The sequence below is a fragment of the Pseudomonas sp. KBW05 genome (assembly GCF_003852405.1).
Lineage (GTDB): Bacteria > Pseudomonadota > Gammaproteobacteria > Pseudomonadales > Pseudomonadaceae > Aquipseudomonas.
Genome location: NZ_QAJM01000027.1, coordinates 20,161 through 36,548, shown reverse-complemented (window position 1 = coordinate 36,548; position 16,388 = coordinate 20,161). Strand labels below are relative to the sequence as shown.

14 protein-coding genes, 4 tRNA genes and 1 riboswitch are annotated in these 16,388 nt (G+C 59.5%); of the genes, 5 read left to right on the top strand and 13 right to left on the bottom strand.

Translation table 11 applies throughout. From position 1 onward, the window contains the following. Window positions 1-7 precede the first annotated feature (7 nt). Window positions 8-1,396, bottom strand: coding sequence for an MFS transporter (locus DBR46_RS23935; RefSeq protein WP_124528203.1), 1,389 nt, complete (start codon window positions 1,394-1,396; stop codon window positions 8-10). A gap of 267 nt (window positions 1,397-1,663) precedes the next feature. Next, window positions 1,664-1,740 (bottom strand) — tRNA-Arg (locus DBR46_RS23930). Window positions 1,741-2,065: 325 nt separating this feature from the next. Between DBR46_RS23930 and DBR46_RS23925 the strand changes: the two genes are divergently transcribed. The 3 genes from DBR46_RS23925 to DBR46_RS23915 all read left to right on the top strand — a co-directional run bounded on the left by DBR46_RS23925 (window position 2,066) and on the right by DBR46_RS23915 (window position 3,202). After that, window positions 2,066-2,293 (top strand): hypothetical protein, encoded by a 228-nt coding sequence (locus DBR46_RS23925; protein ID WP_124528202.1) that lies wholly within the window; start codon window positions 2,066-2,068, stop codon window positions 2,291-2,293. Between the two features lie 10 nt (window positions 2,294-2,303). Further along, entirely contained in the window at window positions 2,304-2,483 is a 180-nt protein-coding gene (locus tag DBR46_RS23920; protein ID WP_124528201.1) for a PA3371 family protein, read from the top strand. Between the two features lie 392 nt (window positions 2,484-2,875). Further along, entirely contained in the window at window positions 2,876-3,202 is a 327-nt protein-coding gene (locus DBR46_RS23915; protein WP_003193592.1) for an Arc family DNA-binding protein, read from the top strand. 102 nt (window positions 3,203-3,304) lie between these two features. Here DBR46_RS23915 and mgtE read toward each other — a convergent pair whose 3' ends face one another. The 8 genes from mgtE to ltaE all read right to left on the bottom strand — a co-directional run bounded on the left by mgtE (window position 3,305) and on the right by ltaE (window position 11,055). After that, window positions 3,305-4,747: a magnesium transporter gene (mgtE, locus tag DBR46_RS23910; protein WP_124528200.1), complete on the bottom strand. Its 1,443-nt coding sequence runs from the start codon at window positions 4,745-4,747 to the stop codon at window positions 3,305-3,307. A 349-nt stretch (window positions 4,748-5,096) separates the two neighbouring features. Continuing rightward, window positions 5,097-5,173, bottom strand: a tRNA-Arg gene (locus DBR46_RS23905). A gap of 72 nt (window positions 5,174-5,245) precedes the next feature. After that, window positions 5,246-5,322 (bottom strand) — tRNA-Arg (locus DBR46_RS23900). Between the two features lie 107 nt (window positions 5,323-5,429). After that, window positions 5,430-5,520, bottom strand: a tRNA-Ser gene (locus DBR46_RS23895). A 62-nt stretch (window positions 5,521-5,582) separates the two neighbouring features. Beyond that, a complete protein-coding gene (csrA, locus tag DBR46_RS23890; RefSeq protein WP_003175645.1) occupies window positions 5,583-5,771 on the bottom strand; it encodes a carbon storage regulator CsrA in 189 nt (62 codons plus the stop codon). A 175-nt stretch (window positions 5,772-5,946) separates the two neighbouring features. Next, window positions 5,947-7,188 carry an aspartate kinase gene (locus DBR46_RS23885; protein ID WP_124528199.1) on the bottom strand — a complete coding sequence of 414 codons (1,242 nt, stop codon included), beginning with the start codon at window positions 7,186-7,188 and terminating at the stop codon, window positions 5,947-5,949. 97 nt (window positions 7,189-7,285) lie between these two features. Further along, entirely contained in the window at window positions 7,286-9,904 is a 2,619-nt protein-coding gene (gene alaS, locus DBR46_RS23880; protein WP_124528198.1) for an alanine--tRNA ligase, read from the bottom strand. Between the two features lie 146 nt (window positions 9,905-10,050). Further along, complete coding sequence (gene ltaE / locus DBR46_RS23875; RefSeq protein WP_124528197.1) at window positions 10,051-11,055, bottom strand: low-specificity L-threonine aldolase; 1,005 nt, start codon at window positions 11,053-11,055, stop codon at window positions 10,051-10,053. Between the two features lie 190 nt (window positions 11,056-11,245). After that, window positions 11,246-11,415, top strand: a riboswitch (FMN riboswitch). Window positions 11,416-11,503: 88 nt separating this feature from the next. Between ltaE and DBR46_RS23870 the strand changes: the two genes are divergently transcribed. Then, on the top strand, window positions 11,504-12,010 hold the full coding sequence (locus DBR46_RS23870; RefSeq protein WP_056861672.1) for a 6,7-dimethyl-8-ribityllumazine synthase: 507 nt from the start codon (window positions 11,504-11,506) through the stop codon (window positions 12,008-12,010). A 149-nt stretch (window positions 12,011-12,159) separates the two neighbouring features. Continuing rightward, a complete protein-coding gene (locus DBR46_RS23865) occupies window positions 12,160-13,635 on the top strand; it encodes a M91 family zinc metallopeptidase (RefSeq protein WP_124528196.1) in 1,476 nt (491 codons plus the stop codon). On the opposite strand, the gene astE is transcribed toward DBR46_RS23865, so the two are convergent. The 3 genes from astE to astB are packed head-to-tail and all read right to left on the bottom strand — an operon-like array spanning window position 13,632 to window position 16,311. Beyond that, the gene (gene astE, locus DBR46_RS23860) at window positions 13,632-14,636 is read right to left on the bottom strand and encodes a succinylglutamate desuccinylase (RefSeq protein ID WP_124528195.1); all 1,005 of its coding nucleotides are present in this window, start codon (window positions 14,634-14,636) and stop codon (window positions 13,632-13,634) included. The two genes, DBR46_RS23865 and astE, sit on opposite strands and share 4 nt — an antisense overlap. A 12-nt stretch (window positions 14,637-14,648) precedes the next feature. Further along, window positions 14,649-14,939: a hypothetical protein gene (locus tag DBR46_RS23855; protein WP_003214319.1), complete on the bottom strand. Its 291-nt coding sequence runs from the start codon at window positions 14,937-14,939 to the stop codon at window positions 14,649-14,651. A gap of 25 nt (window positions 14,940-14,964) precedes the next feature. Further along, window positions 14,965-16,311 (bottom strand): N-succinylarginine dihydrolase, encoded by a 1,347-nt coding sequence (gene astB, locus DBR46_RS23850; RefSeq protein WP_124528194.1) that lies wholly within the window; start codon window positions 16,309-16,311, stop codon window positions 14,965-14,967. Window positions 16,312-16,388: the final 77 nt, after the last annotated feature.

Here is a 16,388-nt window from a genome sequence, read left to right as displayed (position 1 = left end):
TTTGCGTTCAGGGGCGCGCCCTGCTCAGGTCATGGGGGTGCTCTTCCGGCCCCAGAGGCTCCGGCGGCCCCTCGAATGCGGGCTCATCCGCCGGTGGCTGCGGCCCGTCTTCAGGCTCGGGCTCTTCCGGCACAGCGGTCTGCATCTGCTCCTGCACCACCTGCTCGTCTACCCGCGGGTCCAGCGCAGCCACCAGCGGCGAGCTGGACATGCTGTCGGGCATCGCCACGTGATGCAGTGGCGCATCATCCACCTGATGCAAGTTGGTCACCGCCTTAGGTCGGATGCGCCACACCAGGATCAGCGCACACAAACTGAAAAACGCGTAGAGCATCTGACTGCCGAAGAGCTTCATCACCACACCCGCCAACAGCGGCCCAATACTGGCACCGACGCCGTAGGTCACCAACAGCATGGCGGTCAGCGACACGCGGCGATCACCCTCGACGTGGTCGTTGGAAAACGCCACGGCCAACGGGTAAAGGCAGAACTGCACCAGCGAACACAGGAAGCCCGCCACGAACAGCACCTCCAGCGGCACCTGCGTCATGATCGCCAAGGGCAACGCGGCGACCGCCAGGCACAAGGCAAAACAGCGAATCAACAAGGCCCGGTCATAACGGTCGGACAACCAGCCGAGCGGCCACTGCACCAGCAGGCCGGCAAAAATGCACGAGCCCATGAACAGACCGACCTGCTCAGTCGTCAGCCCTTGCTGGGAAGCATAAAGCGGCGCCAGGCCGTAGAACGAACCGACGATCAGCCCCGCACCCAGCACCGTGCTCAGCGACTGCGGCACGCGCTTGATAAAGAACCGCGGCTCCATCGGCGCAGGATGCAGCGGCGCCGGGTGAATCCGCCGGGTCATGGCCACCGGCACCAGGCACAGGGCAAAGCACAGCGCGACCAGCATCAGCAATTCCAGCCCGAGCTGGGGATGCATCACCAGGATCAACTGACCGAGCACCAGCCCCAGGTAGGAAGCGATCATGTAGCCACTGAACACTACACCGCGCTGCTTGGCGTCCGCCTGCTCATTGAGCCAGCTCTCGATGACCATGTATTGGCACATCATCCCCAGGCCGACGATGATCCGCAGCACAATCCAGGCTGGCAGCCAGTCGATCAGCCCGTGCCCCAGCACCGCCGCACCGACGATCCCGGCACAGGTGGCATACGCACGGATATGCCCGACCCGGGCGATCAGGCGGTGCCCGATCTTGCCACCCAGCACCAGGCCAAAGTAGTTGGCCGCCATCAGCGCACCGACCCACAGGCTGTCCACATGGTCGGCCGCCAGGCGCAAGGCCAGGTAAGTACTGAGCAGGCCGGAGCCGATCAGCATCATCAAGGAGGCGAAATAAAGGGCTCGAAAAGATTTCCAGATCTGGCGCATCGGCGTTCCGAGCGGCTCCTTGCAGTGAGGGACAGGGCTATCGGCATGATAGTCCTGGGTGACGGGCCCGGACAGGCAGCAAATACTGTTTCCGGGGATTATTTTGCTTAACCGTCAGACGCTGCCCGGTTGCCTGTCAGATACACAGATCACGATAAATAAGCCGTGCACCTGCTGTGAACCCAGAACGGCGGCAAGGTTCGCCGCTTCTTTGACGAACGCCCACAAAAAAGCCCCGCCAGAAGAATCTGTGCGGGGCTTTGGATCTGGTGTCCCAGGGCCGGTTCGAACGGCCAACCTTCCCCTTAGGAGGGGGATGCTCTATCCAATTGAGCTACTGGGACAAATGGCCGTCACTGCGCCAGGGGCAGTGCGACGGACGGCGTGCATGTTAACGGCCGAGGTGGGTTTTGTCATGTCGTCCGTAGGCTTTTTGAGTGTAGGCCGCTGCCTGCCCGGGCGACTACAGCTTCCCCCAGCAAATCCGGGCACTTGGCGCCATCGTGCAAAATGCACTCCCCCAAAATGCCATCATTGCAAATTGCAAGGAAACCGACCCTCAAAAACAACCTAAACTACTGATTTTATTGAAATAAAACGTTGGCACGGGTTCTGCAATACTTCTCCTACAACACCCATTTGGCCACGCCAGCCACGGAGAACATGATCATGAACAGCGCGCTTCTGTTAGCTCTCAATACCGTGGCCCTGGCCGCATTGGTGATGTTCCACTTCCAATCGGGCAATAGCGAAGACACCGCGCAGCTGCACCAACCCGTGCCGCACCACTTGCAACAGCGCCCGCAACTGGCCGTGATGACCGCCAAGCCACAATCCGACATCCACCTGACACAGGGCACTCAACCAGCGCCCTCCGCCGAACACTGGGTTTTCTGAGGACACACCCATGAGCAAACCTGCCTGGCTGTTCCTTTGCCTGACCTTGGCCGCTGCCATTCTGGGAGTCAACGTCAACGCCCAGGACGAGCAAACCACCTCCTTCATTGCCAGCGGTGTGTTTGCGAGCCTTCTCTTGCTGACGCTCATCGTCGGCCGGCGGATCAAATTCGACCCCGTGCTGCGCTGAGCAGCCCCCTCCCCACTGCCTACCTTATGTCGCCTCGCGCTAGTAAATCGGCAGATTGCCACTAGTCTTAAAATCAAGGGCAAAAGGCCACATTGCTATACGATGTGCGCCCTTCAGCCCTTTTGTGGCCGGGGTGTGGGCGAAAATTGCTGGATGAAGTTTTTCGTCGAAAAGTTTTCCAACCAGTCCGCAAAAAAGCAAATCAGTGCTGGCATTAAGCCTTTAGGCAGTTCAATATTTGTCACAGAATTGACGCCAAGGAACTGGCAAATCTGAGGCATGATGCGGCCTCTTTGCAATTCAGGTTGAACTTTGGTCGTGAGCCTTGTCTTAACTCTCATCGCTTGCGGCCAATTCCAAAAACCGCTCCCCTGAACTAACCGGTTAAATATATGCGCCCATTGAAACAGGCAATTTATTCCAGCCGTACGGCTGACAAGTTCGTCGTACGTCTGCCAGACGGAATGCGGGAACGCATTGCCGAGGTGGCTCGCAATCATCACCGCAGCATGAACTCCGAAATCATCGCGCGCCTGGAGCAAAGCCTTATTCAGGAAGGTGCGTTGGGCGAAGAGTTGAGCATGCGCCTGGACAGCCCCGAGCTGTCGCTGCACGAACGCGAACTGCTGCAGCGTTTTCGTCAGCTCTCCCACCGCCAGCAAAATGCTCTCGTCTCGCTTATCGCGCACGACGTTGAGGCGGCCGCAGAAGCCAATTGATAGACGACTGAAAGCCGAAGCCAGCCAAGTGCTGGCTTTTTTTTGTTTGAAATTTGAGTTTGGAATGCAACAAGGGGGCAGAATTGCCCCCTCAGGACGGGATCAGAGCAGGAAAATTGTTGCCAGGCCCAGGAAGATGAAGAAACCGCCGCTGTCGGTCATCGCGGTGATCATCACACTGGCGCCCATTGCAGGATCGCGCCCAAGGCGGGCCAGGGTCATGGGGATCAACACCCCCATCAGCGCCGCCAGCAGCAGGTTGAGGGTCATGGCGGCCGTCATCACGACGCCGAGCGACCAACTGCCGTAAAGCAAGTAAGCCACCACACCGATCACCCCACCCCACACCAGGCCGTTAATCAGGCCCACCGCCAGCTCTTTGCGCAGCAAGCGCGACGAGTTGGCCGTACTCACCTGGTCCAGCGCCATGGCGCGCACGATCATCGTGATCGTCTGGTTGCCCGAGTTGCCGCCGATCCCGGCCACAATCGGCATCAGTGCCGCGAGCGCCACCAACTTTTCGATCGAACCTTCGAACAAGCCAATCACCCGCGACGCGATAAAGGCGGTGATCAGGTTGACGGCCAACCAGGCCCAACGGTTTTGCAGCGAGCGCCAGACCGAGGCGAAAATATCTTCCTCTTCACGCAGACCCGCCATGTTGAGGACTTCAGTCTCACTTTCTTCACGAATCAAGTCGACCATTTCATCGATGGTCAAACGGCCAATCAGCTTGCCGTTCTTATCGACCACCGGGGCCGAGATCAAGTCATAACGCTCAAATGCCTGCGCAGCTTCGTAGGCATCTTCGTCCGGGTGAAAACTCACAGTATCGCTGGCCATCAGATCCGCGACTTTCTTGTCCGGGTCATTGACCAGCAAACGCTTGATCGGCAGCACGCCCTTGAGGATGCCTTCGTAATCCACCACGAACAGTTTGTCGGTGTGGCCTGGCAGCTCTTTGAGGCGACGCAGGTAACGCAATACCACTTCCAGGCTGACGTCTTCGCGGATGGTGACCATCTCGAAGTCCATCAGGGCGCCGACCTGATCCTCGTCATAGGACAGCGCGGAGCGCACTCGCTCACGCTGCTGGCCGTCGAGGGCCTCCATCAGCTCATGCACGACGTCACGCGGCAGCTCAGGGGCCAAGTCAGCGAGTTCGTCGGCATCCATCTCCTTGGCCGCAGCCAGGAGCTCGTGATCGTCCATGTCGGCGATCAGGGTTTCACGCACCGAGTCGGATACTTCGAGGAGGATGTCGCCGTCACGGTCAGCCTTGACCAACTGCCAGAGGGTCAGTCGATCATCCAGCGGCAAGGCTTCGAGAATGTAGGCGACGTCGGCGGAGTGCAGGTCATCGAGCTTGCGTTGTAGCTCGACGAGGTTTTGCCGGTGAACCAGGTTTTCGACGCGGTCGTGGTTCGGACCTACCTGGCGATGCGTGAGGTCTTCGACCACGCGCTGGCGCTGCAGCAGCTCGATGACTTGAGCCAGGCGATCCTGCAGGCTTTCTTGTGTTTTCTTTACTTCTACTTCGGTCATAGGCGAACTCCACTCCCAGCAGCGGGGCACGCCGGAAGGATCAATCAGTCAATTCATGATTGGTAAAACGGGGTACTGAGTAACTACTGGGTAAGTCCATGGAGGTATTCCACAAGCCCCGGCGGGGCTGACGGGCGCAATGATACACCGCCCGACCGCTTTAAACGTTAAAAAACTGGAAAGAACAAGCGCTTGCGAGCAAAAGCTGAGCAACGGCTGGATCTATGAACTGCGACGACGCAGCCCGAAAGGAAAACACATGGTGTAGGAGAAAAGATAAAACCCGGGATAAATCCTACTTAAACCCCAGACGGCAAAAAGCCCGCACTAGGCGGGCTTTTTGTTTGTATGGTGCACTCGACAGGATTCGAACCTGTGACCGCTCGGTTCGTAGCCGAGTACTCTATCCAGCTGAGCTACGAGTGCAGATTGTGTTTTTAGACCAGATCACAACTGGTTGGAGCCAAGTCACCTGCATTGCTGCAACTGACTCTTAAATGGTGCACTCGACAGGATTCGAACCTGTGACCGCTCGGTTCGTAGCCGAGTACTCTATCCAGCTGAGCTACGAGTGCATTTGTTGCCGCGCATTATAGGCCGTTCAATCTCTATGTAAAGCTATTTTTTCGTTTATTTTCAACAACTTACGAAAAAACCAGATTGCAACGTACTAAGCAAATAATGGCGGAGAACGGGGGATTCGAACCCCCGACACCCTTTTGAGGTGTACTCCCTTAGCAGGGGAGCGCCTTCGGCCACTCGGCCAGCTCTCCGCAACACGGGGCGTATATTAACCACGTTCTTCCCCGTTTGCAAACATAAAAAACGATAAAAATTAAAGGCTTGGTTCTTCGTCCTTCTCTTTCTTGATCCGCAGGTAGATTTCCTCGCGGTGGACCGCTACCTCTTTCGGAGCGTTAACCCCAATACGCACTTGATTGCCTTTGACGCCGAGCACGGTCACGGTGATTTCGCCATCACCGATAATCAGGCTTTCTGCGCAACGACGAGTCAGAATCAGCATACCTTTCTCCTCACGCATTTCAGTTCAGGAACAACAGTCTGCAAAAAAAAGGCGTTCGACCTACAACCCAATGGCCATAGCCCTACCCGCCTAAGTATTGTCGAGCCCACGCAAAAGAACATGCGCCCTACAAAAAAAGGAAAGGCGCGGTAAACCGCGCCTTCCTGGCATTACATCACTCGCCCTGTCGGGCCGGAGCGTCCAGCTCGAACGCGGTATGCAGCGCGCGTACAGCCAACTCCAGGTACTTCTCTTCGATCACCACCGAGACCTTGATCTCCGAGGTGGAGATCATCTGGATGTTGATGCTCTCCTTGGCCAGCGCACCAAACATGCGGCTGGCAACGCCGGCATGGGAACGCATGCCCACACCCACGATCGACACCTTGGCGATCTTGGTATCGCCAACCACTTCACGGGCGCCAATCTCGCTGGCGGTGTTCTCCAGGATCTTCAGCGCCGCATCGTACTCGTTGCGGTGCACGGTGAAGGTGAAATCGGTGGTGTTATCGTGGGAAACGTTCTGCACGATCATGTCGACTTCAACATTCGCGTCGCTGATCGGGCCCAGAATCTTGAAAGCCACGCCCGGGGTGTCTGGCACGCCACGGATAGTCAGCTTGGCTTCATCACGGTTGAAAGCGATACCGGAAATGATCGGCTGTTCCATGGATTCCTCTTCATCAATAGTAATGAGGGTGCCCGGACCCTCTTTGAAGCTGTGCAATACGCGCAGCGGAACGTTGTACTTGCCGGCGAACTCCACCGCGCGGATCTGCAACACCTTGGAACCGAGGCTGGCCATTTCCAGCATCTCTTCAAAGGTGATCTTGTCCAGGCGCTGGGCCACGGACACCACACGCGGGTCAGTGGTATAGACGCCGTCCACATCGGTGTAGATCTGGCATTCATCGGCCTTGAGAGCCGCTGCCAGCGCCACGCCGGTGGTGTCCGAACCGCCACGCCCGAGGGTGGTGATGTTGCCGTGCTCGTCCACACCCTGGAAGCCCGCTACAACTACCACGCGCCCTGCTTTCAGATCAGTACGAATTTTCTGATCGTCAATCTGCAGGATGCGCGCCTTGGTATGTGCGCTGTCCGTAAGGATGCGTACCTGGCTGCCAGTGTAGGACACCGCCGGCACACCGCGCTTGTTCAGCGCCATGGCCAGCAAGGCGATGGTCACCTGCTCACCGGTGGACACGATCACATCCAGCTCACGCGGCAGCGGCGGTTGATCTCCGCTGATAGCCTTGGCCAGGTCGATCAGGCGATTGGTCTCGCCGCTCATGGCCGACAGCACCACCACCAGGTCGTCGCCGGCATCACGGAATTTCTTAACCTTGTCGGCCACCTGCTCGATTCGTTCGACGGAGCCGACCGAGGTGCCTCCAAATTTCTGTACGATCAAAGCCATTTCTAAGCCGCCTCAGCCCGTAAAGGGGCGCCCAATAAACCAATCTTCCAGCACCTGCGCGAGCCCATGACTAGACCATGGGCCCGCCACCAGTGCCTTAAATACCTGCCTCGACAAACGGCACGGTCAGGGCCAGGGCCGCGTCCAGGGCACCGGCGTCTACACCACCGCCTTGTGCCATGTCCGGACGACCACCGCCCTTCCCGCCCACTGCCGCAGCGGCTTGCTTCATCAAATCACCGGCCTTGAGTTGGCCAGTCAGGTCCTTGGTTACACCGGCAACCAGAACGACCTTATCCTCATGGACACCGCCGAGCAGGATCACTGCGCGGCCGAGCTTGTTCTTCAACTGATCGACCAAGGCCAACAGCGCCTTGCCGTCCTGACCGTCCAGGCGTGTCGCCAGGACTTTCACACCCTTGACGTCCAGGGCCGTGGCCGACAGATCGTCGCCCGCCGCGCTGGCTGCCTTGGCTTGCAACTGCTCCAGCTGTTTCTCCAGGGCGCGGTTGCGCTCCAGCACGGCGGACAGTTTGTCGATCAGGTTGTCGCGGCTGCCCTTGACCAGGCTGGCCGCTTCCTTGAGTTGTTCTTCAGCGGCATTCAGGTAGGCCAGGGCCGCAGCGCCTGTCACTGCCTCAATACGGCGCACACCAGAAGCCACGCCGCCTTCGCTGATGATTTTCATCAGGGCGATGTCACCGGTACGGTTGGCGTGGATACCGCCACACAGCTCCACCGAGAAATCGCCGCCCATGCTCAGCACGCGCACGCTGTCGCCGTACTTCTCGCCGAACAGCGCCATGGCGCCCTTGGCCTTGGCGGTCTCGATGTCGGTTTCTTCGGTTTGCACCGGGGTGTTCTTGCGGATCTCGGCGTTGACGATGTCTTCCAGCGCCTTGATCTGCTCAGGCTTGATCGCTTCGAAGTGACTGAAGTCGAAACGCAGGCGCTGGCTATCCACCAACGAGCCTTTCTGCTGGACGTGATCGCCCAGGACCTGGCGCAATGCCGCGTGCAGCAAGTGCGTGGCCGAGTGGTTCAGTGCAGTGGCGTGGCGTACATCGGCATCGACCTGGGTATCGACCGGCGCACCGATCGTCAGGTTGCCCAGCACCATCACACCGTGATGCAGGAACGCACCGCCGGTCTTGGTGGTGTCGCGCACGTCAAAACGGCCCGACGTCGAACTCAGGAAGCCACTGTCACCGACCTGGCCACCGGATTCGGCGTAGAACGGCGTCTGGTCCAGGACCACCACCGCTTCTTCGCCTTCGTTCAACACATCGACCGACTTGCCGTCTTTGTAAATGGCGACGATCTTGGCCGAGCCCACGGTAGCGCTGTAGCCGGTGAACTCGGTCGGCACATCAACCTTGACCAGGGTGTTGTAGTCCAGGCCAAAGGAACTGGCGGAACGCGCACGCACACGCTGGGCTTCCATCTCACGCTCAAAACCGGCTTCGTCGATGGTCAGCTCGCGCTCACGGGCGATGTCGGCAGTCAGGTCCATCGGGAAGCCGTAGGTGTCGTACAGCTTGAACACCACGTCGCCCGGCACCACGGTGCCCTTGAGGCCAGCCAGATCCTGCTCGAGAATTTTCAGGCCGTGGTCCAGGGTCTTGGAGAATTGCTCCTCCTCAGCCTTGAGCACGCGCTCGATATTGCCTTGCTGCTGCTTGAGTTCCGGGAAGGCTTCGCCCATCTCGGCAACCAGCGCGGCAACAATCTTGTAGAAGAAGCTGCCGGTGGCGCCCAGCTTGTTACCGTGGCGGCAGGCGCGACGGATGATGCGGCGCAGCACATAACCACGGCCTTCGTTCGACGGCAGTACGCCATCGGCGATCAGGAAACCGCAGGAACGGATGTGGTCCGACACCACCTTGAGCGAAGACTGGCTTTCGTTGGCGCAGCCAATGGCCGCCGCCGAGGCGCTCAGCAGGTTGGTGAACAGGTCGATTTCATAGTTGGAGTGCACGTGCTGCATCACCGCACTGATCCGCTCCAGGCCCATGCCGGTGTCTACCGACGGCGCAGGCAGCGGATGCAACACGCCATCGGCGGTGCGGTTGAACTGCATGAACACATTGTTCCAGATCTCGATGTAACGGTCGCCATCTTCTTCCGGCGAGCCCGGCGGGCCACCCCAGATGTCGGCGCCGTGGTCGTAGAAGATCTCGGTGCAAGGGCCGCACGGGCCGGTATCGCCCATGGTCCAGAAGTTGTCGGAAGCGTACGGCGCGCCTTTGTTGTCGCCGATACGGATCATGCGCTCTTCAGGCACGCCAATTTGTTGGGTCCAGATGTCATACGCTTCGTCGTCCGTGGCATACACGGTGACCCAGAGTTTTTCCTTCGGCAGCTTCAGCACGCCAGTCAGGAAGGTCCAGGCGAAGGTGATCGCATCTTTCTTGAAATAGTCGCCAAAGCTGAAGTTGCCCAGCATTTCGAAGAACGTGTGGTGACGCGCGGTGTAACCGACGTTTTCCAGGTCACTGTTCTTGCCGCCGGCGCGTACGCACTTCTGGCTGCTGGTGGCGCGGGTGTAGGCGCGCTTTTCCTGGCCCAGGAAGCAGTCCTTGAACTGGTTCATCCCCGCGTTGGTGAACAGCAGGGTTGGGTCATTGCCTGGGATCAAAGAGCTGGAGGCTACACGGGTGTGGCCTTGCTCTTCGAAGAAGCGAAGGAAGGCTTCACGGATTTCTGCGCTTTTCATTAGGTTCTTCCACGGAGGCTGCGGCCAAAGGCCAGTGCGCAACATCATCAGACGGAGCGACGGCAAAGGGCCGCATTATATCGGCCCTTTGCCGGTGGTACAGCGTGTTTATACGATTGAAACGTTCAATTAGACGGTGTGCAGGCTCATTTGCGCGAAAATTCGACGAATGTCGCCAGCACCTGTTCGATCTGCGCGCGGCTCACATCCAAATGGGTGACCATGCGCAGGCGCGGTGCGGCGCTCAACTTGATCCCGCGCTCGGCGGCAAACGCCTTGAGCGCCTGGGCCTGGTCGCCGATCTGCACGTAGACCATGTTGGTCTGCACCGGCTCCACCGTGTAGCCGGCTTTGCGCAGCTCATCCCCCAGCCATTGCGCGTTGGCATGGTCGTCGGCCAGGCGCTGCACCTGGTGATCCAGCGCGTACAGCCCCGCCGCCGCCAGCGAGCCGGCCTGGCGCATGCCGCCGCCGACCATCTTGCGCAAACGCCGCGCCTTGGCGATCAACGCCGTAGAACCACACAACACCGAGCCAATCGGCGCCCCCAGGCCTTTGGACAGGCACACCGAGACCGAATCGAAATACCCGGCGATCTCACGCGCATCCACGCCCAGCTTGACCGCCGCGTTGTAGATCCGCGCGCCGTCCAGATGCAGCGCCAGGCCATGCTCACGGGTAAACGCCCGCGCCCTGGCCAGGTACTCCAGGGGCAGCACCTTGCCCTGCATGGTGTTTTCCAATGCGAGCAGGCGCGTGCGGGCGAAGTGGAAGTCGTCGGGCTTGATCGCTTCCCGCACCTGGTCCAGGTCCAGGGAGCCGTCCGCCTGCACCTCCAGCGGCTGTGGCTGGATCGAACCGAGCACCGCCGCGCCACCGCCTTCGTATTTGTAGGTATGGGCTTGCTGGCCGACGATGTATTCCTCGCCGCGCTCACAGTGCGCCATCAGCGCCAGCAGGTTGCTCATGGTGCCGGTGGGCACGAACAACGCGGCGGCGAAGCCCAGGCGCTGGGCCATTTCGGCTTCCAGATGGTTGACGCTGGGGTCTTCGCCATACACATCGTCGCCGCTGGCGGCGTTGGCCATGGCATCCCGCATGCCGGGGGTGGGTTGGGTCACGGTGTCGCTGCGCAGGTCGATCACAGACATGAAACAGGCCTCTTGGGGATTGAATAAGTCCTTTTGAAGATCATTACTGCGGGCAACACCACGGAATATCAAGCCCCGGGCATATTCAATCGAATACCAACCAAACAAACCGATATAGCCTATCGATACGGCAGCCGTGCAGTTTTTGAAAAACCATGATAAAAACTCTCCGCCGCCAGGGTTCTGGTGGCAACGTTCTCAGGGCGGGGTGCAATTCCCCACCGGCGGTAATTACACGCAATGTGTATAGCCCGCGAGCGCTTGGCGCCTCGAACTGCTCACGCAGGACGGCGACAAGGTCAGCAGACCCGGTGTGATCCCGGGGCCGACGGTCATAGTCCGGATGAAGAGAGAACGGGATTGGCACCTAAGGGCCGCTCGTCTTGCGCACCCTTAAATCCCATTCGATTCATATCGCCCTGTTTTTTTCTTAAACAGGAGTCAGAACATGCAACCCACCGCAATCGACAGCAAAAGCAAAAACCACCACGGCGAGCGCGTCGCGTTTATCCAGGCCTGCTGGCACAAGGATATTGTCGACCAATCGCGCAAAGGCTTCCTCGCCGAAATGATCGCCCAGGGCTACCAGGAATCGGACATCGATTTCTTCGAAGTCGGCGGCGCCTTTGAAATGCCCCTGCACGCCAAACTGCTGGCCAAGACCGGCCGCTACGCTGGTATCGTCGCCGCCGCGCTGGTGGTGGACGGCGGCATCTACCGTCACGAATTCGTCGCCCAGTCGGTGGTCAGCGGCCTGATGCAGGTGCAGCTGGAAACCGAAGTGCCGGTGTTCTCGGTGTCCCTGACGCCGCATCACTTCCATGCGGGCAGCGAGCACCACACCTTCTTCTACGAGCACTTCGTGCACAAGGGCCAGGAAGCTGCACGCACCTGCGCCGATACCCTGCACAAGGTCCGTGCGATCCGTCGCAGCGAGCAGAAACTGGCGGTCTGACACACTCTCAGCCCGTTATCAAAAAAGCCCCGGCAAGCCTGCTTGCCGGGGCTTTTTCATTCCCGCGTGTATATCTACCGCTTCAAGACCGAGCCTCTCGCGTTAAGTAAGGCCTGCACACCTCTTACTTGAACCAAGGGACACGCGATATGTTAACGACCCGAAACGCTGACGGCGTCTACGTCATCAATGCCAATACACTCACCCCAACCCCCAGGCGTGAGCCCACCAACGAACGCCCTGACGGCCCAGGTTTTATCGAAATCCACGACATCCTTGAAAATGAAACGGTGCGTATCGAGCGCAAGTTGTTCAGGGATGAAGACATCGACCAACTCTGCCTCACCACGTTCGCTGCACCCGACGCGGTCCATATCTTTGCCGCCGCGTACGTCGACGCCCAATTGACACTGATGGTGCAGGTCAATCAATCGCGCTATGAGATCACCCTCAACTGGCGCACACAAACGCTGGTGCTCGACACTCAGGGCGGCAACGACCGGATTCATATAGACGACAACGTGATTGTGCCGGTTTTCGTCTATAGCGGCGAAGGTGACGACCGCATAATCAGTGCCGCCAAAACGGCCACCCTCTACGCGGGCCCCGGCGATGACTTCATCGCGGTTGTCAACGGCGCCTGCCATGTGGAGGCCGGCGATGGCAACGACGAAGTGCACGGTTTTCAAGACGCCCACATGACCGTCTATGGTGGCCCCGGCGCAGACGACATCAGCGGCGGCAGTGGCTCGTGCTTCATCGATGGCGGCCAGGGTGATGATCATATCGTCGGTGGGCGTGGGCAGAACATCCTCAGCGGCGGCCCCGGCAACGATCGGATCAAGGCCGGCCCGGCCAAAAACGTCATCTACACCGGCGACGGGCTCAACGATGTCACACGACTCAAGGCTGACGACGTCACGTACTACAATTTCAAAAGCAACCTGACGGTCGACTGCGCCATGATGATGCACCCGGACATCCCTGATGACCTTCCTCCCGGGCAATTGGCGTCACACGCGGTGCACCTTGAACCCAAACCCGTGGGCAACAGTGGCGTCGTCGTGCAAGGCAGCGCGCAATTCGTCCAGCGGGTCAACGACGACCTGAGGCTGCTGCTCAGTTCACCCACCGGTCAACGCTTGCTGGCGCAATTGGAACGCGCAGCGCTGCACAGCGGGCATCCCGTGACCATCCATGAGTTTTATCCCAGGCTCAACGGACAGTTCGTGCCTGTGCCCGGCACCGAAAGCTGGCCCTTTATCGATAACAACCAGCCAGGCAAACCCTCTTACGGCGGGAACATCTGGTACAACACCACCGATATAAGGCCTGGAACGCCGAGCATCGTGACCCTGTTCCACGAGCTGTGCCACGCTTACAACCACGTCAGCGGCACATTGCTGCGCGGCGAAAGCCCGGACGGCATCGACGGCGCCCAGCCACGAGACTGGGTGAACAATCATGAACTGCAAGCCGTAGGCCTGCCGACTTCAGCGCCGCCGTTCGATTTCGACCATGACCCAAGCACTCCACCCACGACCACCAACCCGCCAGCGTTCAGCGAAAACGGGCTGCGCAAGGAACTCGGGCTACCGCCGCGCAAACAGTACCGAAACCATTAACGCAGGCCTTGCTCGGTGGTTGGCACGATCAGGATCCCCGCCCGCAAGCCATTCTTCACTTTCGGGTTGGGGAAAATAATCCGAGCGCCCTGCTCCTCGATCACCCAACGCGTCTTGGCCACGTCTTCGGCCAGCAGGTAGCCCTGGTCCAGTGGCGAAAAGTTTTCCACATCGGCAGGCAAGTGCATGAGGAACGCGTCGCTGTGCTTGATGACTTCGCGGGACACGGCGAACAACTGCAGGCCGTCCAGGCTGTCGGTTGGCGGTTCGTTGCCCTCGATGATCTGCTTCAAGCGCACCTCCAGGCGTGACACATCCACGCCCTGGTTTTGCCCGAACGGTCGCGCCTTGCCCAATTCCAGGGTGAAGGCCTCGGCGTCCAGCTGCTCGTAGGTAAACGCGGTGAAGGTGATCGAGGTCTTGTTCTGCAACAGCACCGCTTCCATGCCGGCGGCACGCAGGCGCGCCAACTCTCGACGCGAATGCTGGCGACCGTCCTTCCAGGGGTACAGGGCGAACTGCTCGATCTTCGAGCCACGGATGGCCGTGTGCAGATCGTAATGCAGGCGCGAACGACCCGGTTGACTGAAGAAGGTGCGGGCCAGTTGTTCAAGTTCGGCGGCGCGCATGGCTTCGGGGCCGATGTTTTGTTCGTGACGGCCATTGAACAGCCGGTTGACGTCCAGTTCGAGGTAACGCTCGCCGCGGCGCATGGCCTCGGGGTTGCCGAACAGGAACAGAATACGGTTGCGGGGCTTGATCTCCCCACGGGCAATGCCATGCAACAGGCGGTCGAGCAGTTCGATCGGCGCCGTTTCGTTGCCATGGATGCCAGACGACAGCAGCAGGTCGCCGCCATCGTCCTTGCCCTGCGGCGGGCGCACTTCCAGCGCGCCCTCGCTGAGCCAGCGCATCTGCACGCCGCCGACAGTCAGTTGAATTTTTTGCGCCGGTTCACGACCGGCGAGGGTCAGTTCAAGCAGTTTGCCGAGGGCGAGCATAAGCACACTTCCTTAGTGGTTGCAGCCTGGGCCGTGGACGTGATCGTCGTCATCACCTTCAACGTCGGCCGGTTCCATTTCCAGTTGCAGGCTCATCAGGTTGGTGGCCAATGGGCGCATCAGCAGGTTGGCGTACTCGGCGTCGCCTTCTTCCACGTCCACGCCGATCAGCAGTTGGCCACGGCCGTCGTGCTGGATCCAGATTTCCTTGCCCTGCCACACCACGGCGACGCGAGTGCAGGAAGTTTCCAGCTGGGTGCCGTCGGTGTCTTCAAGAATCAGTTTCAGGGTGTCGGTGGTCATATATATAACTCTCAGCCGTGCGGCGTTAATTGATCTGGAAAGGATAAACCGAGCCCAGTTTAAGGATTTGCGTCAGTTCATCCAGTGCCGTCCGGCATTCAAGCAGCAATTGCGGGTCAGCCAGATCGGTTTCCCGTAAGCTGTCGCGGTAGTGCTTGCCTACCCACTGGGTCAGTGTTTCGTACAACGGCGCGGTCATGATAACCCCTGGATTCACCGCCGCCAGTTCCGTTTCATTCAACGCCACACGCAAACGCAGGCACGCCGGGCCACCGCCGTTCTGCATGCTTTGCTTGAGGTCGAAGACGTTGACTTCACGGATCAACCCACCCGACGCGGTCAAGCCTTGCAGGTAGTTCCACACGCGCTCGTTGGCGCGGCATTCTTCCGGCACGATCAGCAGCATCGAGCCGTCGGCGCGGGTCAGCAACTGGCTGTTGAACAGGTAGGAACGCACCGCGTCCTCGACGCTGACCAGGGCGCGGGGCACGCAGACCGACTGGAAGTTGCCACCCAGCTTGCCCAACTTGGTTTGCAGCTCAGCCAGCATCTGTTCGGTATTGAGGAACGCATCCTCGTGATAGAACAGCACTTCGCCGTTGCCCACGGCGATCACGTCGTTGTGGAACACACCGGCATCGATCACCGCGGGGTTCTGCTGGGCGTAGACCACGCCTTCGTCCTTCAGGCCGTGCAAACGCGCAACCGCCTGGGATGCTTCGAGGGTCTGGCGCGCCGGGTACTTTTGCGGCGCCGGGAAACGGCTATCGAACGCACTGCGGCCGAACACAAAAAACTCCACGCCCGCGTCACCGTACTCACGGCAGAAACGCGTGTGGTTGGCCGCGCCTTCGTCACCGAACTGCGCCACCGCCGGCAACGCGGCGTGGTGGGCGAAGTGCTTCTGATCGGCAAACATCGCCCCCAGCACTCGGCTGGTGGTCGGGTGCTCGATGCTGCGGTGGTATTTGCAATTCAAGTTGGCAGCGGTGAAATGCACGCGGCGGTCAAAGGTGTCAGCGCTTGGGCTGACCGTGGCGGCATTGGCCACCCACATGCTCGATGCGGAGCAACTGGCGACCAGCAACGGCATGGCGTCCTTGGCGGCTTGCTGGATGACTTGGGCGTCGCTGCCGCTGAAGCCGAGACTGCGCAAGGCGGCCACGTCGGGACGTTCCTGCGGTGCGAGCACGCCTTGCACAAAGCCCATGTCCATCAGGGCTTTCATTTTTTGCAGGCCCTGCAACGCCGCTTCCTTGGGGTTGGAATGCTGCTGGCTGTTGCTCTGGGACGCGACGTTGCCAAAGGACAAACCGCCGTAGTTATGGGTCGGCCCCACTAGACCGTCAAAATTGACTTCATAGGATTTCATCGGCGAGGCTCCACGAACATCTGTTTTTATAGGCTTCAAATTACTTCAGCACACAGCAGGACCAATGTGGGAGCGGG